Here is a 19,241-nt window from a genome sequence, read left to right as displayed (position 1 = left end):
TCCGTAGATGAAATGAGGCAAAACATTTTAAAATAATATAGTACAGGGCCACCGAAATTCTATTTAAAAAGTAGGGAGCTTGGAGAAGATGAGAGAGGACTCCTTTGTACTAACTTCATCCTCTCAACTCTATTGGTATAACCTCCCTCTTCAATGGACCGATATACAGTGCCCTAGGCCTAATCAACCTATGTTGATCTTCCACATACTCTATAACGTGAGCGGTCCAACCTAAAGTCCTTGAAAGGGCAAACAGAGACGTGAACATATACACAGGGAAACCTAGAGAGTAGAAGACTACTCCAGAGAAGAAGTCCGTGTTTGGATAAATGTGCTTCTCTGCGAACTTTTCTATTCCCAATTCTTCAACCTTTAAGGCAATTTCGAAGTACTTCCGTGCCTCGTTGCTCCTCTCCGATAACTTCTGCGCGTATCTCTTGAATATTTTAGCCCTTGGATCATAAGTTTTGTAAACCCTATGGCCGAAACCCATCAACCGAGACTTCTCCTCTAATATCTTCTTCTTAAACCACTCCTCAGTTCTCTCCGGTTCACCTATCTCTAAGAACTGCTTGAAAGCCTCCTCCGCTGCTCCACCATGAAGAGGACCTTTCAACGCAGCTAACGCTGCGACAACGCATGAGTACATGTCGGAGAGAGTAGAAGACGTGACTAGAGCAGCGGTAGTTGATGCAGGAACTTCGTGATCGGCGTAAAGAATCAGCGCTGCATCCATTGCCTTCACTTCGTCGTTGGTGGGTGTTCTGGCAAAGCTCGCGCTTAGGAAGCTCCTGGCAAAGCTATCTGAGGACTCAGGTATAACTGGTTTCTTACCCTCCTTGGCCCTAAGCACATTCGCTGTTACTGTAGATGCCTTGGCGATTAGTTTTATGGCAGTTTCCTTATTGGTGTTCTTGTTCCACATCTCTCCGTATATGGAAGATAGCGCCGAAAAGGCTGTCTCCATCATACCAATGGCATCTGATTCCCTAGGGAGCGAGTATATGGTATCTATAACCTGTTGAGGGATTTCGTAAGCCTCGTTGAGTGAGGTTTTCAACCTCTGAAGCTGTACCTTAGTTGGTAAGTCGCCATATAGCATCAGATGAATAACCTCCTCAAAACTAGTGTGCTCAACTAGATCATCTATGTCAAAACCGCCATACCTAAGTATACCGTTATCGCCATCAATATAGGTGAGGGCAGTGGTCTTTATGAAGACGTTTTCCAATCCTCTGCTTATTTGGCTCACGTCAATCACTCCCCACAAATTCCTCTCTTTCCACGTCTGAGATTGCCTTTAGCACGTGAGATTCCCTTATTATGTCCCTAACGGAGATCACTCCTCTCAAGTTTCCGGACTTGTCTACCACTATTAGGTGCCTAAGGTTCTTCTCCGCCATCTTCTTCACCGCTGTATAAATAGTATCGTCCTCCCGCACAGTTACAAGATCCTTCATGGTTCCAAACTCCTCAACAGGCTGAACTATGCTTACGCCCTTTGCGATTCCCCTTATTACGTCCCTCTCTGTAATTATTCCTGCTAACTTTCCCGATTCCATAATAATAACAGATCCAACATTATTAGACGCCATGATCTCAATGACCTTCAAAGTAGAAGTGCCCTTCTCCACAGTTATTGGGTTTTTACTTATTAACTGTTTTACTATACTCGCCATAATAGATATATTACATTTCGATAATAATAAAAGTTATGCTAGTTCCCTATCTAACTTCTCGTAATAGTCATAATGAATTACCTCATATTGCTCTTTCCTGGTCATCATTTTCTCCATGAGGTTTCTCTGGGTCCCCTCTTCCTTCAGGACTTTGAGCGCATCTTCCATAGCCTTTGCTGCTACACGAAATATGGTAACTGGAAATATCACATAGACGTATCCCATTTCTTGGAACTCTCGAGCTGAGATCAACGGTGTCTTCCCAAACTCCGTCATGTTAGCTAAGAGAGGGGCTTTAACTTCCTTAGCGAACTCTCTGAATTCATCCTTTGACGTTAAGGCCTCCGGGAATATTATGTCTGCACCTGCGTCTAGATAAGCCTTAGCCCTTTCTATCGCGTCTCTTAAGCCAAAAACTGCCCTAGAGTCAGTCCTTGCAATTATCCTGGCTTCCTTTCTTGCTCTAACAGCGGCTTTTATCTTCGATATCATTTCGTCGTGGGGAACTACCTCCTTCCCTTCCAGATGACCACATTTCTTAGGCATCCTCTGATCCTCTATTTGAATTGCATCTGCCCCCGCTTTTTCCAATACTGAGACCGTCCTGTACACGTTTAAAGCCTCACCGAAACCTGTGTCTGCGTCAACTATCATGGGTATCTGTGTCACTTCCCTAATTCTCCTTACCATATCTGCAAGTTCATACATGTCTATTATACCAATGTCGGGCAAACCCAAGGAGGAAGTCAAGGCACCCCCAGAAAGGTACACGGCCTTAAAGCCGACCCTTTCAGCCAATAGGGCAGAGAAGGGGTTGAAAACTCCAGGCACTATGGTGAACTCTTTACCAGGTAACAATGTCCTTCCCCTCCAAATTCTCTAAACTCCATATTTTCTCTATTTGGGTTCTACTGAGACCTAATCTAAGGGCTTTCTCCTCTAGCTCTCGGTCGCTCATTGGATTTTTGAAGTGACCTCGAGGAACCCTCACCTCTTCCTCATATGTTCCGTCCTTGGTTGACACAACTATCTTTGTAGGTAGTTCTTCAGGGTAGACCTTCGTAAAGTTCTCGTTTTCCACAACCTCGACCTGTTTCATGAGGTCTAACACTTTCTGATTCCCAATTAGATCGTATGAGTTTAGCCAAAAGTTACCGGTTAAGAGGGACACTGAAACAATGAAAGGAAGGCTATGATCTGCAGTTTCCTTGTTTTTAGGATCCCATTTCCCTTCGTCGGCTAAAATCGTGACCCCTGCCTCATAGGTCTCAACGGTTACCTTCTTTATCTCGCCCTTTATCCTTTCCTTCAATTTGAGAGATGCCTCGACTGCCGCCTGCGCGTGGTACTCCACTGGATATTTCTTTATGTACGTGCTCATGATTTTGTCAGTCCCCATTTTTTCAAATGGAGAGAAACTCATGTCGGGGGCAACGATCCTTGTGAAGCCCATCTTACCTGAGAAAGGAGTTCTGGGACCGGTGAATCCTGATTTAGCCAGTATGCAGGCGAACGCTGAGTTCCTTACAGCTTCTCCGGCTGCCCCAGCTTTCCACATGCTGAGGCTCCCAGACCTGGTCTCCCTGAGCGCTACGTGTGGTACTAAAGAGATAGATATGGCATTCCTCATCTGTTCAGAGCTTAGTCCAAGGGCGGAACCTATGGCCACAGTAGCCCCTACTTCAAGGAAGTTAACGTGGTCATATCCTTTCTTTCTGAGCGAAGTGGAGTCGCAGAGCCTCGTGGAAACCTCATATCCTAGCGCGATTGATCTTATTAGTTCCTTACCGTTTAGCCTAGGGTTAACTGCCAAGACCCCACCTATCATATCGCTAGGATGTAACGGCTCTAAGGATAGGTAAGTATCGTTAAAGTCCAGGTACCTTATTAGTAAAGTGTTGTAAAAGGACGAAATATCTGGAGAGGCATTTCCTCCCCCGAGGAGGAGCCCGTTACCAGGAAATTGAGGGAGTACGTCCCTGACCACTAAAGCTGGGGGAGAACTTTTAGAAGCGTAAGCCACAGCCAACGAATCTAATACTCTCCTTTTCACTTCATGAACGACCTGATCTGAAAGGTCTGAAAAAGTCACAGAGGATGCGTATTCTGCAAATATATCTGCAAGCTCCATACTTATATTCATGAACTGGAGTTTAAATTAGTTATGAAAAACTCAAATTTGAGCAAATTTGTCTATTTTTTAGTCAAACTACCCGACACTAACTTTCAGCCTCTCCCTGAGGAGTCCCTGAACGAATTCGGGTGTTATGGGAACTTCTATCCTCTCCAGGTTCACTCCCAATGCGTCTTCTAGTGCGTTAGCTATCACGGCATAAGGAACGGTTGCTCCTCCCTCTGCCACACCCTTGGTCCCCAATGGGGTAAAGGGAGACGGAGAGACCAAGTGTCTTATCTCCATTTTCGGCACCTCCATTGCGGTGGGCATCCAGTAGTCCCCCAGGTTAGATTGGAGGGGTGTACCTGAGACATATTTTATAATCTCATATAGAGCAGCACCTATCCCCATGGCTGTGCCACCCATTAGTTGCCCATCGACTATTACGGGATTGATTATGGTACCACTATCACTGACGATTACGTACTTCTTTATCTTGACAAACCCAGTCTCTGGATCGATTTTTAATATAGCGCCGTGAGCGTTTACCCCGTAGGTAGAGGAAAAGTTTACCCTTCTCTTCTCGTCTGCTACGTTAACGTTGGGGGAATTGAAGACTTCCGTCGCCTCCAACCCAATATCGTCTATGGGGGAGTGGTATCTGTTATAAATGATGTTTGCAGCCTCCTCCAGGGTAACGCTTTTCTGCCCAATCCTTACTGCTCCGTCCCTCATTTCGATCTTGTCCATCTCCACATTTAGAGCCTGGGAGAGTAATCTCCTCATTTTCTCCTTCAACTTAAGCGTTGCCTTGTAAACTGCACTTATGGTCACAACTGAGAACCTGCTACCATAAAAGCCAGTTCCGGGTGGTCCTGCAGTGTCCCCCATTATTACTCTCACCTTTTCGGGTGATATACCGAGTTCATGTGAAACCACTTGGACCACAGAGGTTTCGTGTCCAGTTCCCATTGAGTTTGTACTAATTTGGACCGTTACATCTCCCCCGCTGTCCATCTTTATATAAACGCCCTCGTAATAGGGAGTTCTGGGCTTTCCCACAACTAGGGTTTGGAACGCCAATGAGGATCCGGGTTCTAGGGCGAAGGCCACGCCCAAACCCTCAAGTCCAGGCCCTTTGTCGCCTAGTGCATTCCTTAATGTCTCAAGGGACTTTTCGTAATCTCCGCTGTCGTATATGGCCCCTGAAATAGATGTAAAGGGAAGGCTCCTTATGAAGTTTCTTTTCCTTACTTCCCACTGGTCGATTCCTATGACTCTAGAAACGGAGCTTACCATATTTTCAAGAACCAAAACTGCAGGAGGAATCCCCAGCCCCCTGTATGGCCCTGTGGGAGGCATATTGGTTAGAACACCTCTCACCCTGAACCTCAGGTATTTTAGGTCGTAAGCTCCAGCCAGGTGATATATCTGCCTAAGGACTGGGAGGGGTTGGTAGGTGTGCATGTAAGCGCCAAAATTTTCAAGTAAATCGACGTCCATCCCCAGGATCTCGCTGTCGCGGAACATTATCCTCGCCCTGTATTCCCTATCAGGTCCTTGGACTGCAGATGTCACGTGCTCAGTCCTAGTTTCCACATATTTGACAGGCCTCTCAGTGAGGATGGATGCCAGGGTCGCTAAAACCAAGGGTTTTAGGAAGATCTTTCCCCCAAAGCCCCCACCGGAGTCTGGGACTATTATCCTTATCCTGCTCCTGGGTATTTGAAACACTATACTTAGGGCTGTTCTAAATATCTGCGGGACCTGCGTGTTGGCGTACACTGTTAGACTTCCATCCCCAGGCGAGTAGTCCGCTATGACTCCGTTGGTTTCCATGGGCATCGGAGATATGCGATTTACCCTAAAGCTCTTCTCGACTGTCCTATACGAAGTTGGGAATTTTCCGTACTCAAAAACATCTTCATATACTAGATTTTTCCCCAGGTCTGAGTGAACGAAATTCCCCCCAGACAAGGCGTCCTGGAAGGACTCCACTGCAGTTAGGGGTTCATATTCAACGTCTACCCTTTCCTTAAGATCCTCAACCTCATACCTGTCCCTTCCCACTACAAGGGCAACTGGTTCCCCCACATACCTCGCTTCGTTCACTGCCAAAGGGTACTCCTTAGGGGCTTCGTTAAAGAAAAAACAAGGCAAAGGATTGGTTCTCAGGTCATTCTGCGTAATTACTTGTGCTCCATCAACGTTAGTTGTATGAACCTTGAATCTGGCCCTAGGGTAAGGGGATCTAACCACTCCCAGGAATAGCTCCCCTGGTAATGAGATATCATCGATAAACCTACCTCTACCGGTCAGAAGTCTTGGATCCTCCACTCTCCTCATGGGTTTGCCTATCATACGTTTTGCCCCATAAACTTCCTATAAAAGTGCCTTGCTGCAGACGTCCTCTGGATGTCGTTAGTACCTTCATAGGTTTTAAGGATCTGTATATCCCTCAACATCCTCTCCAGTCCTGTTGAAACTGTGACACCGTAGCCTCCATGAGCAGATATGGCTCTCAGCACCACTCTCTCTGCAGCCTCAGTAGCAAAGAACTTGGCTAGGGAAGCGGCCATGATGTACTCGTTCTCCATTTTCCTCTGATATAGACTCCCTGCCCAATACACTAGAAGCCTCGAGGTAGTAACGTCAGCCAGCGATTCTGAAACCTTTTGCTGAACCATCTGGTAAGACGCTATGCTCTTATCGAAGCTCTTCCTCTCCACAGAGTACTTCACTAACTTCTCTAAGGCTGATTGTGCTATCCCTAACGCTTGAGCGGATACTATAGTCCTGGCGTAATCGAAAGATGATACAGCGTACTTAAACCCCTGTCCTACTTCCCCTACAACGTTCTCCTCCGGTACCTTGACCTCGTTAAACGAGATCTCAGTGGTATGGGAAGCCTTCAAACCCGTAGTATCTATTCTCCCTTCAACCTTAAAACCGGGGAAGTCCTTCTCCACAACGAACATAGTAATGCCCCTCCATCTCGGCTCGGCTATGGGTGACGTCCTGGCTGTAACTATAATGTAATCTGCAAGGTCACCGCTTGTGATGAAGATCTTCCTTCCGGTTATAACGTATCCTCCGTCTATCTTTTTCGCTGTGGTCTTTATTCCAGCCACATCAGTCCCTGCTGATGGCTCGGTGTTTGCGAACGCTGCTATTTTGTCTCCCCTAGCGACTGGGGGTACATATCTCTTCTTTATCTCGTCCGAGCCGAACCTAAGTAGCGCACTGGTAAACATCCAGTTGATAAGGAAGAATGTCGAAAGGGATGGCCAGACCCTACTCATCTCCTCAGTTGCTACTAGTAGACTAATGTAATCCCCACCCGATCCACTGTACTCCGCTGGAACATCGAGACCGTTTAATCCGAGTTCTTTTATCTTTTCCCTCACCTCTCCTAGATCACCGCTTCTCTCTCCGATCTCCACCTTACTCTGCACTTCCCTTTCAAGATAGTCTCTCAGTGTTGTTCTGAGGAGCTCGTGATCCTGGTTCAAGTCAACTTTGAAGTCCTCTAGGTTCTTGAAAGGAAAAACCATTCGGTTTCATCCCCTAGTTATAGCTTCTCCATCTCCTCCTTAATTACGTTAGCTCCTTTAACTGCAAGATCCTCCTCAATCGTGAGAGGTGGCAGAAGTCTAACAACGGACTCCCCTGCACCTATGGCAAGGACTCCACGTTTGAAGGAGTTATTGAGAACCTTAGCTAGTCCATCCTCATAGGGTTTTCCGTCCTTGGTGAGCTCCGCTCCAATCATCAACCCCATTCCCCTGACCTCATCTAGATAAGGAGACCTAGCTAATGATAGTATATCCCTTATCTCTTCTCCCAGTTTAGACACCCTACTCAAAAGACCTGGAATTTCCTCCAATACAACCTCGGAAGCAGCAAGGGCAAGAGGATTTCCACCGAAGGTGTTTGCATGGGAACCCTTTGGGAGGTCCATGACCTCGCTTCTGCCCACCACGGCTCCCAGAGGGATACCTCCCCCTAATGCCTTAGCTAAACAGATCAGATCAGGCTTGACGTTAAAGTTTTCAAAAGCAAACATCTTTCCTGTTCGTCCTATCCCTGTCTGAACCTCATCCATGATGAGAAGAATTCCGTTGTTTCTTGATATTTTCTCTAAGCCCTGTAAAAATTCTCTCGGTGGCACTATCACGCCCCCTTCACCCTGAATTGGTTCAAGTATGAACGCGGCTACGTCGTTGGGATCAACCACTTTCCTAAGAATCCAGTCCTCTATGTAAGAGAGCACGGAGGAGCTACAGTCCTCCCTACACAAGGGGTTATGACGATCTGGATAAGGAACTAGTAAAGTGGAGGGTAAGAGGGGAGAAAACATGGATCTCTGGACGCTCTTGCTAGATGTGAAAGACATCGAGCCAAAGGTCCTCCCGTGAAAGGAGTTGAGAAAACCTATAACGTACTGTCTCCCAGTGTGCCCTCTAGCTATCTTTATGCTGGCTTCAACGCTCTCAGTACCACTATTGGTATAGAAGACTTTTCCGTCAAAAGGTAAAAGGGAGACCAACTTCCTTGCGACTCTAACTGCAAGATCGTAGTAGAAATCCGTGAGGCTGTAATGAAAGAACTTCCTCATCTGGTCCTCCACTGCCTTAATCACCTTTTCGTTGCCATGACCTAGTGCCATAACACCTATTCCTGCGTTCATATCGATATATTCCTTCCCGTCGACGTCATAAATGAGGGATCCCTTGGCATGGTCTATAACCAGGGGGTACCATCTAGTGAATGACTGCATGAGGTACTTTGAATCTTCCTCTATTACTTTGTATGCAAGTTCCATATGTTTATATTTATCATTACCAATATAAATCTACTCTCTCATTTTTCTATTCTAAAGAATGTAGAAATTATGTAATCAGGTTAGCTTATGCAGTACTTTATGATTAAGTGTATCAGACATTTTAATCTTTTTATATATTGCATAAATTTTATATCTTGAGCATACCACTATATATATGGACTTTTCCTTAACTGAAGAAGAGAGGTTATTTCAAGAGGAATTGAGGGAGTTTTTGCAGAAGGAGTTACGTCCGATTACCCCTAAGATAGACAGAGAAGGAATTCCCCATGAATTCGTCAAGAAAGCAGCTCCTCTTGGAATATGGGCCATGCCTGTATCGCAGGAGGTTGGAGGGCAGGGTGCAAGCTTTCTTGTCTCATCCATAGCTGCTGAGGAAATTGCTAGGGCAGATTTTAGCATGGCTACGGCAGTCCTCTTTCTTCTTGAGAGCGGTTGGGGATACGTCCTGGATAAGTATGGGTCTAGGGACCTTAGGGAGACAGTCCTCCCAAAGGTCACCTCGGGGGACTGGTTCTTGGGAATTGCTTCAACGGAACCTACTGGTGGGAGCGATGTGGCTGGAATCAAAACTACTGCTAAACGAGAAAATTCCACTTACCTTTTAAATGGACAGAAGATTTACATCAGCGGAGTTACGGAGGCTCTCGAGTGGGGAGGAGGGCATCTCACATTAGCTAAAACCAGTCCAGAAGCTGGACACAAGGGGATATCAATGTTTTACGTTCCCATAAAGAGCAAGGGTGTAGAAGTAAGCAAGATTGAAAACATGGGCAGAATGGGAATATCGTCCGGTATCCTGAGGTACTTAAACGCTGAGGTGCCTGAAAATTTCATGGTTGGAGAGAAGGATAAGGGTTTTTACTATGCCATGGACGGCTTCAATCACGCCAGAGTTTTGGTATCTGCTGCCTGCGTAGGCGCTGGCGAGACTATCCTTGATATGGGAATAGAATACGTTAAGTCCAGAGAAGTATTTTCCAAGAAACTCAAGGACTATGAGGCGATTGCCTTTGAGGCAGCGGAACTGAAGACTAGGCTTGAGATGGCGAAGCTTCTTACCTATAAAGCAGCCTGGATGATGGACAGGTTCCCGAATTCCGATGAAACCGCAATGCTGGCTGCGATGAGCAAGCTCACGGGACCTCAAACCGCCTTCGAAATCATCAAATCAGTAATGATGTGGATGGGAGCTTACGGTTATACTAAAGACGCCCTAATTGAGATGGGATTTAGAGGCGTAGTGTCCTATATGGTTGGAGCGGAGGGTGCAATGAACGTTATGAAGCTCATTATTTCCAAGAGACTCTTCGGTTAAAATCGATGGCCATGAGGATAATCGTTGTCTCCTATCCCCTGAGCCCGTGTCCTCCTGAAAGTTGACATTGATTTAAAACTTTCCAATAATAATTTATCATGGTAATTCTTATGGATAAATTATTGTTAGATACCGTCAGAGATTTCAGCAGAAAATACATACTGCCCCTAGCGGAGAAGATAGATAGGGAAGATTGGTATCCTAGGGAGATAATTGCTAAGATGGGTGAAGTGGGAATTTTAGATCCTCTTCACTACGGTGCTGATCTTTACGACTCCATGCTTTCCTTGTCAGAGATAGCTAGGGTGAGCGGGTCTGTAGCCCTAATCCAGGACGTACAGGGGGAACTGGTTAATGCCCCAATTAGGAAGTATTTAGGGTCAGGGTTATCAGACGAACTAGCTCAGGGAAAGATTATAGGGTCTTTCGCCTTAAGCGAGCCCTGCTGTGGTTCGGACACTAGGTCCATGAGAACAACAGCCAGGAAAGAGGACGGGAAGATAGTCATAAATGGAGATAAAATGTGGATAACGCAGGGTCTCTATGCTGACTTGTTTTTAGTAGCTGCTAGGGATGCGGATAACGGTAAAATTTCAACGTATCTAGTTTCAAAGGGAAATTGCATTGAAAGGGAGAAAGTAGAAGTTCAGGGTAATAGGGGGACAGGGACAGCAAAGATCCTTTTTTCTGACTGCAAAGCGGAAGCAAAGGTGGGTGGATGGGAAGTGGTAAAGTACGCTTTAGCCATAGGGAGGATTGCCATTTCAGCCCTTTCGCTAGGTTTGGCGTTAGGGGCAATGGAAGAAGCTTACGCCTGGGCATCTGAGCGAAACGTCTTTGGAAGAAAGTTGGTCGAACATGAGGGAATTCAATGGATGTTCGCTGACTCTTTATCGGAGATACTGGCTACGCGATCCCTCTTGGAGACAACCTGCGCTGCGTTCACTAGAGACTGGGTAGAAGCTGAACCTCTCATCTCGTCCCTGAAGTTGAATTCCTCTAGGATGGTCAACAGAGTAGTGGACAACATGGTGCAAATCATGGGAGGGATGGGTTACGCTAAGTCCACAAGGGTAGAGAGAGCATTTAGGGACGCAAGGCTGACCAGGATAGGAGAGGGAACTGACGAGGTACAAAGACTGATATTATTTAGGTACGTTGATAAAACCCTCCATTCCTAAACCCACTCATGACCGTATTTTTTAATTTTTCTAAAAGAATTTTAACAACATGACAGAATAACGAAAATTTAAATATCATTTTAAACATTACAAGTATTGTGAGATAGTGGAAAGTGTTGGAATAGTGGGGGTAGGATGGTACGGCTTTTCACCCCACGTTCATGATCTATCCTTCAGGGAAATGATGTTCGAGGCATCTCAAAGGGCGTATTATGATGCGGGAGGGATAAATCCAAGAGAACAAGTGGATGCATTTATATCATGTCAGGAAGATTTTTGGGAAGGTATATCTATTTCAGATGAATTCGCCCCAGACCCTATAGGAGGGGCCATGAGACCCACAATGACCGTGGCGGGAGACGGCTTACAGGGGATCGCTCACGGTATTATGCTCATAAACTCTGGTGTAGCTGATGTGGTAGCAGTTGAATCTCACGCTAAACCAAGCGATATTTTGACCTTTTCGAAGATAATGGAATTGGCCATGGATCCCACTTACATCAGGAGGAGTGTAGTAAACTATCACTTCATAGCTGGACTTGACGCCACGAAATTCATGAGTAGGACGGGAATTACAAGGGAGGACCTAGCGGAAGTTGTGGTTAAAAACAGATCGGCTGGATTAAAGACGGATAGAGCGCCCTTTTCAGCCCTCCTAGACAAGGAAGACGTCCTTTCCCAGGAGGTTTTAGTACATCCTCTAACTGCGCTTGATATAGCAAGACCTGTGGATGGAGCAATTGTTGTGGTGTTAGCATCTGAAAGTTACGCAAGAAAATTTAACGATACACCAATTTGGATTAACGGAATTGGTTTCGCAACGGACAATTCGAATCTGGAGCTCGCCAGTCTCGGGGAAGCAAAGTACGTAAGGATCTCTGCGCAGAACGCCTACTCTATGGCTAGGTTGGAGTCTCCTCTTAAGGTGAGCGGAATATTCGTGGATGACCGATATAGCTACAAGGAGCTAATGCACTTAGAGGCCTTAGGTATCAAAGAGGTTGCAGATAAACTACGCGAGGGATATTTCCATCGGGGTAGCTACTTGCCTGTTAACCCTAAGGGAGGCCACTTGGCTAAGGGTTTCCCCTTGGAAGCGTCTGGCCTCTCGCTACTTGTCGACGCTGTGGAATTTCTGAGAGAAGGAGGGGAAAGCGCCATTGTAGCGAGTTGGAGGGGCATTCCCACTTTTACAGGAGGGGTGGTGGTGGTAAGGAGATGAGGGTAAACTTAAAGTATAGGAAAGTAGCAGCCATAGGGGCCGGGATGACCCCCTTCAGGAGAAGGTTCCTTGAAACCCCACAAGAGTTAGCGTGGGAAGCGTCCAGGAAGGCGCTGGAGGAGGCAAACTTGGAGTTGAAGGATATAGATTGCGTCGTAATAGGAAGTGCCCCTGATGCGTTTGATGGGGTTCATATGAAGGGCGAATACCTGGCCCACGGTTCAGGAGGTACAGGGAGGCCTGTGAGCAGAGTCTTCGTTGGAGGTGCCACTGGGGTAATGACAGCAATTTCTGCGTGGTACCATGTGGCAAGTGGCATGTGCAAGAAAGTCCTAGCTGTGGCTGAAGAGAAGATGAGCCCTGGTAGACCACACCCTCAAGCAGTATTTAGATACATCTGGGATCCGATCACCGAAAAACCTCTCAACCCGAACCTGATCTGGATTTTCGCAATGGAAATGCACAGGTACATGCACGTGAATAACGTTAGTAAGGAAGAGATAGCCTTAGTGTCAGTTAAGAACAAGAGAAACGCCTCAGTCAACCCATACGCTCAACTGGGAGGGGAAATCACCGTGGATGATGTGCTTAGGAGCGAGGTTCTAGTATGGCCAGTTCAGCTACTTGACGTAAGTCCTGTTAGTGATGGGGCTGCAGCCATGGTCATGGTAGATGGGGATGTAGCTAGAAGGTACACAGATACCCCTGTGTGGATTGAAGGGGTCGGATGGACTTTGGACAACACAACCTGGCCCAACAGGGAACTAGCTTACCCTAGGTATTTGGAGAACGCCGCGAGGATGGCCTACAAAATGGCTGGAGTCGAAAGACCTCAAAAGGAGGTAGACGTGGTTGAACCTTATGACCCCTTTGATTACAAGGAACTTCACCACTTAGAGGGGCTGCTTCTTGCCAGGAAGGGAGAGGCACCAGCTCTGCTCAAAGAGGGGTTCTTCGACAAGGACGGGGACATTCCCAGCAGTCCCTCCGGCGGGTTACTGGGGGTTGGCAATCCCATAGCCGCTGCAGGGTTAATGAAAGTGATCAGTATTTACTGGCAACTAAAGGGAACAGCTGATAAAATGCAGGTCAAAAGACCTGTTCACACAGGAGTGGCCCAAGCGTGGGGGGATCTAATGCAAGCCTCCACTGTGATAGTTATGAGGAACTAGGTGAGGAACATGACTCTACATCCTTTAAAGGATGAGGAATTGAAAACCCACTTTACAATAACCTACAAACCAGAGGCTAAATACTCTTATACCGCTGGACAGGCAATAAGTAATTTCCTAAAGGGGTTGAAGGAGGGGAAGATCCTGGGGAGGAAGTGTCCAAAGTGCGGGAAAGTCTACGTACCCCCAAGGATGTACTGCGAGGAGTGCTTCTGCCCAACTTCCAGCTGGACGCAGGTTTCAGACGAGGGAGTTGTGATGACGGCAGTGGCTAGCTTCATCTCTTGGACTAGGGACAGGTTAGAGGAACCCGAGATTGTAGGGACCATAAGGCTTTTCCCTTCAACCTCTAGGGACTATGTTTACCCCGGACTATTCCACAGGATATGTTGCTCTTACGAGGAGGTTAAAAACATGAAGATTTTTGGTAGGAGGGTTAAAGCCCGATGGAGGCCTACGGAAAAAAGGGTAGGAAGCATAGACGATATTGAGTGCTTCGAGGTGATCTAATATGTCATGGGATAAGACTGGAAGGGAAACTGATCTCCTAACTTGGAAGGACGTAATGGAAGTTAACAGTTACGTGTATACGGTAGGAAGCGACGGAGAGAATTTCCTAAAGGGGTTGAAGGAGGGGAAGATCCTGGGGAGGAAGTGTCCAAAGTGCGGGAAAGTCTACGTACCCCCAAGGATGTACTGCGAGGAGTGCTTCGTTGAAAATGGAGAGTACTTGGAACTTAAGGAGGCATACCTTGAAACTTTTACCGTGGTGTATTATGATAGTGACGGAAATCGTCTTGAAAAACCTGTAACCATAGGACTAATTAGATTCCACGGAGCTTCTGGCGGTCTGTTGGCTTACTTAGACGGCGTTCCTGAGATTGGGAGAAAGGTTGAAATCGAAACATACGATATTCCTCTTAGGGTTAGAGTGAAATGATATGGAGACCTGATAGGGATTGGATAGAAGAAAGCAATATTGGAAAGTGGCTGGCACATCGAGGTATATCTCTAAACCATTTTCAAGAACTCTCTTGGAGTAAACCTGAGGTATTTTGGCCTGATTTTCTTGATGAGGTTTCTCTTGTTCTTAAGAAAAAACCCAAAAGAGTTCTCGACACTTCTCTAGGTAGAGAGTGGGCAAAGTGGTTTGTTGGAGCCAGCCTAAACATCTCGGATCAGATAAAGGATAGTCCAGATGTAATGGTTAGGTCCATGAATGAAGAAGGGGATATAAAGGAGCTCACTTCCTCTCAGGTTTTACAATGGTCCAAGTCGATTTCCAGTTGGCTTAAAAGAAACGGGTTGAGGAAGGGAGATCGAGTAGCAGTCTATATGCCCATGAGGGCTGAGATAGTGCCAATCATGCTAGGTATAGTGAGAGCTGGGATGATAGTGGTTCCGTTGTTTTCTGGATACGGAGAAGAACCAATAAGGGTTAGGTTAGAGGACAGCGAAGCGAGGGCAATTTTCACTGTCGATAGTTACAAGAGAAAGGGGAAAGAAATTGAACCTTTTAGAAATCTGGAAAAGTTCAATTTGATCAAAATTGCTTTGAAGACAAACAAGGAGCTTAAGGACTATTGGAACCTAGAGGATCTATTGAGGGAGGGAGGAGACGGATATGAAGAGACCGAGAGTGAAGATCCTCTTATGATAATATACACCTCCGGTACTACGGGTAAACCTAAAGGATGCGTCCACGTACATGGCGGATTTCCGATAAAGGCAGCTGCAGATATGTATTTCCACTTTGACGTAAGAAAAACAGAGTTCGTTTCATGGATTTCTGACATGGGCTGGATGATGGGACCGTGGCTGGTGTTTGGCTCGCTAATTTTAGGCGCTAACATGGCTTTGCTCGACGGTTTTGCGGACTCGGAAACGCTTCAAAGGTTCATATCCTCCGCCAACGTTAAGGTTTTAGGACTTTCGGCAAGTCTAATTAGGAGCCTTAGGGCTTCTAGACCCAACGCGAAATTAGACGTCAGGGTGGTAGGAAACACTGGAGAACCAATCGATCCCGAGTCCTGGAACTGGGTGGCTGAGGCTACGTCTGCTCCTGTAATAAACTACTCTGGTGGTACAGAAATTTCTGGTGGGATACTCGGTAACTACGTCGTAAAGGAAATGAAGCCTTCAGCGTTCAACGGACAGTCCCCTGGTATAAGGGCTGAAGTGATGAGGGAAGACGGTCAGGCCGCTCCCCCAAACTACGAGGGTGAGCTCGTAATACTGAGTTTATGGCCAGGTATGACTAGAGGATTCTGGAAGGACCCAGAAAGGTATATTTCCACGTACTGGTCCAAATGGAAAGGTGTGTGGGTTCACGGTGATTTGGCTATGAAGGACAGTGAGGGTTATTTCTACATACTTGGAAGAAGCGATGATACCATAAAAGTATCAGGTAAGAGAGTAGGTCCAGGAGAGATCGAAGCGGTAATTAACTCGCACCCAGCCGTCGTGGAGAGCGCATGCGTGGGCGTACCGGATCAGTTAAAGGGGGAGAGAATAATCTGTCTAGCTGTTCCGAAGATAATAAAAGACGGACTAGAAAAGGATATTGTAAACTACTTAGAAGAAAAATTGGGGAAGGCACTCATGCCATCCGAATTGAGGTTAGTCCCCGAACTTCCTAAGACTAGAAACGCAAAGATAATGAGGAGGTTGATACGAAATACAATCTTGGGCAGGGATTTAGGTGATATTTCTTCCTTGGAAAACCCTCAATCCTTAGAAATCATTAAAAAATCCATAGGTAAATGACAGTACTGTGAACTGAAGTATTAAGAACAAGCTCCACTGAGTCAACTTTTCCCGCGTAACGTTCTTAAGGAAAAACTATTTGAAAACTATTTTCATTTCAATTAAGAGAAAGAGGGGTAACGTAATATTCCGTTGCTAAAAAAAGAGAAGATTTATTTAGTGGGAACTAGCCAAAGTAAAGTAGATGGCATCAATTTCACGTAATGAACAAAATAAGTCTGCCTGCCCCATAGTGGAGACCATAAAGATCATAGGCACTGAACCTAGACTGTTGGTGCTAAGGTACTTGTTTGAGGGACCCAGAGGCTTCAATAAGTTATTAAAGGAAACTGGACTTAGCTCAAAGACCTTGTCCTCCACCCTTAAATTCATGGAAGATAATGACATTGTGGAAAGGAAAATAGTAAGCACTAGACCGTTTAAGGTAGAGTACAGCCTAACAGATAAAGGAAAGGAACTTCAATCGCTGTTCAAGATAATGGGTGAATGGGGAGAAAAATGGGTTCTGAGCCCTACTGGACGCAAAGATAAACCTAGAGAGATCTCTCACTAATAGTTCTTTTGCAAACCTAGGCCGACTTCCTCCCTGCCCTAAAGGTCGGAGAAAGCATTCAATATAATGAAAATAATATGATAAACTACGTGACTTATTTATACCATTACCACGTAGTGTAACGTATGAATTTTCAGACCCTTCAGGAATTACAGTCTTACCTTGAGGAAGGAGACCCGGTCTTTAGAATGTTGGAAGGTAAAATAAGGGAATTAAGGACAGGTGAAGCACTTCTTGAAATTCCTTATAAGACCGAGATTACCAGAAGGGGAGGAGTGCTGAACGGTGGTATGATAATGACCATAATGGATTTCGCTGGGGGGATTGCTGTGGCAAGTGTTAATGATGGCGATGACCAGGTAACGCAGGAACTGAAAGTTAATTTCTTAGAACCTATGTATAAAGGTCCGTTCCTTTGCAGGGCCAAAGTGTTACGCAAAGGTTACACTGCCATAGTTGTGGACATAGAGCTCAGAGACCAGGATGGGAGGATAGGTGCTAAGGGTTTGGGGACCTGGTACATTATAAGGGGAAGAAAGGTAAAAAAAGAGGAATAACTTTTTTCAGGTACAACTTCCAATAAAAATGGTTGGAAATTCCTTAACGTTGGCTTTTCCTTAGGTTATAGGGATGGCCCAGCTAGTATAGAAAAGCTCCCAGGTCCAGTTATTAGTAATAATATGGCACCGGCGAGAAATAAAATATCTAAGTCATATCCTGGGCTCGTCATTGATGGAAGAGGTTTCTTCATCTTAGCTATGCTCGTTACGACTGTGCCTAGGAAGAACAGGACAAGAACAGCACCAACAAGAATGTATAACGTTCCCAAAATAACTAGGATACCACCTAACAACTCAATTATCATAGACAGATCTACGAATGCGGGATGAATACCGATTTGTTTCATGTAGCCTTTCATCTGTTTATTTCCGGCCCTATTTATTTTAGGAAAAGAGTGGGGAATTAATGCCACTCCGTAGAGCAACCTAAAGATCAAGATTCCCGTTGAACTTAGTATTTGATCCATCTGATTCATCTTCTAACTCTACTTTACTTTCTAAAGCTTATAAATAAGTAAGGGGATTGAAAGATATTAGATTTACTCAAAGTTATCAAATATAGTTAATATGATTTACATCCAATTAACTCTAAGAGGACAATTATAAGTTGAATTAAATATATCTATAGAATAATGACTTAGGTTATTTGGTTTTGTCCAAATTTCAGTCAAGCGAGTATGTTGTGTCAAGACAGGATTGAGAAATGAAATAATAGACTTTCTACTGGGGGGTTAAAATCAACGAGATACCTTATCACCCATCTATTAGAATTTTGGTTCGAGTGAGCACTTTATTATCTTCCCTCTATAACAACCTTAAAATTACTTGGTAGCTGCTTTCCTAAGCTCTAACCTTGAGAGAGGATAAAGGAAGGCACTTGCAAGAGCGATCCAATATGTGAAGGTGGGGTAACTCTGAACGTAGGCGGTTATCATATTCCCCTTATAACTAGAGGAGAGTTTTTCTGTACCCCATATGAAGAAAGGGTATTGTATTGGGATCCCCAGAAGTTGAGGAATGAAATTGAATAGTACATATATTAACACAGGATCTAAAATATAGAATACGGGGAACCAGAACATAGTAGAGTAAACTTTTTTGTAGCCCCTTGAAACCTGAACCATGTAACCTAGCGAAATAATGAACACGTATATCCTAAAGGCAGTTAGAAAGAAAGTAATTACATCAGACAAGAACAGTCTAGTTCCCAAGAACAGGATTAGAACCTGAAAAGGTGAGTCTGATATGGTAACAATGCCCCCTACGCTGTAATACCACCAAGGCAATGGAATTACAGTGACCAACGCGACTAAGCCGTAGTAGGCTACTGAGAACTTGTTTTTCATATATTGACCACCTGAGTGAAATTAAAATTCCCTAGACCCATATAAAGTGTAATGTTCTCTTGTCTAGCGTTTGCCAAGTTGTAGAAAGAGCCTGGATTCGTGATGAGAATCACGAAGTCCTCAGTGGTATTGGGCGAAACCTTTACTGGTTGGTCTAAAGTGACATAGGGTCCAGACACGTTATAGATATAAATAGAAACGTTAAATGGATTATAAATTGAAAGTGTAATGTTCTTGGGGGATGACGAAACGGAAGAAATTTTCACTTTCCCCAATGACTCTCTCAACTGATTAATCTGGTTTACGCTTGTCAAGAGAAGGGTTTTTACATTAAGCATGACTACGAACGCTACTAGAAAAGCAATTGATATGAAGACTGCCGCCAACTTCACTGAGTCCATGTTTTTTCACATTGTTTTGGTAACTGAAAACTGCCAGTATATAAAATTTCTAAGTGTATCCATAAACAACTTCCCTACATCGAT

The 19,241-nt window shown here is 45.2% G+C and carries 19 protein-coding genes; 9 read left to right on the top strand and 10 right to left on the bottom strand.

Annotated features, from left to right (window positions below):
* Positions 1-115: 115 nt before the first annotated feature.
* From gltA to GWK48_RS06545, 7 genes are all read right to left on the bottom strand, one after another.
* Positions 116-1,252: a citrate synthase gene (gene gltA, locus GWK48_RS06575; protein ID WP_174630710.1), complete on the bottom strand. Its 1,137-nt coding sequence runs from the start codon at positions 1,250-1,252 to the stop codon at positions 116-118.
* A gap of 1 nt (position 1,253) precedes the next feature.
* Complete coding sequence (locus tag GWK48_RS06570) at positions 1,254-1,679, bottom strand: CBS domain-containing protein (protein ID WP_174630708.1); 426 nt, start codon at positions 1,677-1,679, stop codon at positions 1,254-1,256.
* Positions 1,680-1,712: 33 nt separating this feature from the next.
* Entirely contained in the window at positions 1,713-2,537 is an 825-nt protein-coding gene (gene prpB / locus GWK48_RS06565) for a methylisocitrate lyase (RefSeq protein WP_174630706.1), read from the bottom strand.
* Positions 2,524-3,810, bottom strand: a complete 1,287-nt coding sequence (locus tag GWK48_RS06560; protein WP_174632615.1) for an MmgE/PrpD family protein — start codon at positions 3,808-3,810, stop codon at positions 2,524-2,526. Before GWK48_RS06560 ends, prpB begins: the two co-directional genes overlap by 14 nt.
* 78 nt (positions 3,811-3,888) lie before the next feature.
* Positions 3,889-6,156 carry a xanthine dehydrogenase family protein molybdopterin-binding subunit gene (locus GWK48_RS06555; RefSeq protein ID WP_174630705.1) on the bottom strand — a complete coding sequence of 756 codons (2,268 nt, stop codon included), beginning with the start codon at positions 6,154-6,156 and terminating at the stop codon, positions 3,889-3,891.
* Positions 6,153-7,349, bottom strand: coding sequence for an acyl-CoA dehydrogenase family protein (locus GWK48_RS06550; protein ID WP_174630703.1), 1,197 nt, complete (start codon positions 7,347-7,349; stop codon positions 6,153-6,155). Before GWK48_RS06550 ends, GWK48_RS06555 begins: the two co-directional genes overlap by 4 nt.
* A 17-nt stretch (positions 7,350-7,366) precedes the next feature.
* Complete coding sequence (locus GWK48_RS06545) at positions 7,367-8,620, bottom strand: acetyl ornithine aminotransferase family protein (RefSeq protein ID WP_174630701.1); 1,254 nt, start codon at positions 8,618-8,620, stop codon at positions 7,367-7,369.
* A gap of 175 nt (positions 8,621-8,795) precedes the next feature.
* Here GWK48_RS06545 and GWK48_RS06540 point away from each other — a divergent pair, with 175 nt between their 5' ends.
* The 9 genes from GWK48_RS06540 to GWK48_RS06500 all read left to right on the top strand — a co-directional run bounded on the left by GWK48_RS06540 (position 8,796) and on the right by GWK48_RS06500 (position 17,407).
* Positions 8,796-9,956, top strand: coding sequence for an acyl-CoA dehydrogenase family protein (locus tag GWK48_RS06540; protein ID WP_174630699.1), 1,161 nt, complete (start codon positions 8,796-8,798; stop codon positions 9,954-9,956).
* 110 nt (positions 9,957-10,066) lie between these two features.
* Complete coding sequence (locus tag GWK48_RS06535; RefSeq protein WP_174630697.1) at positions 10,067-11,137, top strand: acyl-CoA dehydrogenase family protein; 1,071 nt, start codon at positions 10,067-10,069, stop codon at positions 11,135-11,137.
* 106 nt (positions 11,138-11,243) lie between these two features.
* Entirely contained in the window at positions 11,244-12,359 is a 1,116-nt protein-coding gene (locus GWK48_RS06530; protein WP_174630695.1) for a thiolase domain-containing protein, read from the top strand.
* Positions 12,356-13,531: a thiolase domain-containing protein gene (locus tag GWK48_RS06525; RefSeq protein ID WP_174630693.1), complete on the top strand. Its 1,176-nt coding sequence runs from the start codon at positions 12,356-12,358 to the stop codon at positions 13,529-13,531. The genes GWK48_RS06530 and GWK48_RS06525 overlap by 4 nt, the downstream gene beginning before the upstream one ends.
* 9 nt (positions 13,532-13,540) lie before the next feature.
* Positions 13,541-14,041: a Zn-ribbon domain-containing OB-fold protein gene (locus GWK48_RS06520; protein ID WP_174630691.1), complete on the top strand. Its 501-nt coding sequence runs from the start codon at positions 13,541-13,543 to the stop codon at positions 14,039-14,041.
* Between the two features lies 1 nt (position 14,042).
* Positions 14,043-14,471, top strand: coding sequence for a Zn-ribbon domain-containing OB-fold protein (locus GWK48_RS06515; RefSeq protein WP_174630689.1), 429 nt, complete (start codon positions 14,043-14,045; stop codon positions 14,469-14,471).
* Positions 14,468-16,297, top strand: a complete 1,830-nt coding sequence (locus tag GWK48_RS06510; RefSeq protein ID WP_174630687.1) for an AMP-binding protein — start codon at positions 14,468-14,470, stop codon at positions 16,295-16,297. The genes GWK48_RS06515 and GWK48_RS06510 overlap by 4 nt, the downstream gene beginning before the upstream one ends.
* 184 nt (positions 16,298-16,481) lie before the next feature.
* Positions 16,482-16,850, top strand: coding sequence for a winged helix-turn-helix transcriptional regulator (locus GWK48_RS06505; protein WP_174630685.1), 369 nt, complete (start codon positions 16,482-16,484; stop codon positions 16,848-16,850).
* Between the two features lie 125 nt (positions 16,851-16,975).
* A complete protein-coding gene (locus GWK48_RS06500; RefSeq protein ID WP_174630684.1) occupies positions 16,976-17,407 on the top strand; it encodes a PaaI family thioesterase in 432 nt (143 codons plus the stop codon).
* A gap of 65 nt (positions 17,408-17,472) precedes the next feature.
* Here GWK48_RS06500 and GWK48_RS06495 read toward each other — a convergent pair whose 3' ends face one another.
* The 3 genes from GWK48_RS06495 to GWK48_RS06485 all read right to left on the bottom strand — a co-directional run bounded on the left by GWK48_RS06495 (position 17,473) and on the right by GWK48_RS06485 (position 19,157).
* On the bottom strand, positions 17,473-17,877 hold the full coding sequence (locus GWK48_RS06495) for a DoxX family protein (protein WP_174630682.1): 405 nt from the start codon (positions 17,875-17,877) through the stop codon (positions 17,473-17,475).
* Positions 17,878-18,231: 354 nt separating this feature from the next.
* Positions 18,232-18,756: a hypothetical protein gene (locus GWK48_RS06490; RefSeq protein WP_174630680.1), complete on the bottom strand. Its 525-nt coding sequence runs from the start codon at positions 18,754-18,756 to the stop codon at positions 18,232-18,234.
* Positions 18,753-19,157: a hypothetical protein gene (locus GWK48_RS06485; RefSeq protein WP_174630678.1), complete on the bottom strand. Its 405-nt coding sequence runs from the start codon at positions 19,155-19,157 to the stop codon at positions 18,753-18,755. Before GWK48_RS06485 ends, GWK48_RS06490 begins: the two co-directional genes overlap by 4 nt.
* Positions 19,158-19,241 lie beyond the last annotated feature (84 nt).

It is taken from the genome of Metallosphaera tengchongensis, assembly GCF_013343295.1.
In the GTDB taxonomy this organism is placed as follows: Archaea; Thermoproteota; Thermoprotei_A; order Sulfolobales; family Sulfolobaceae; genus Metallosphaera; species Metallosphaera tengchongensis.
Note: the sequence above shows the minus strand (reverse complement) of the source record. Positions and strands in the feature narration are given on the sequence as shown.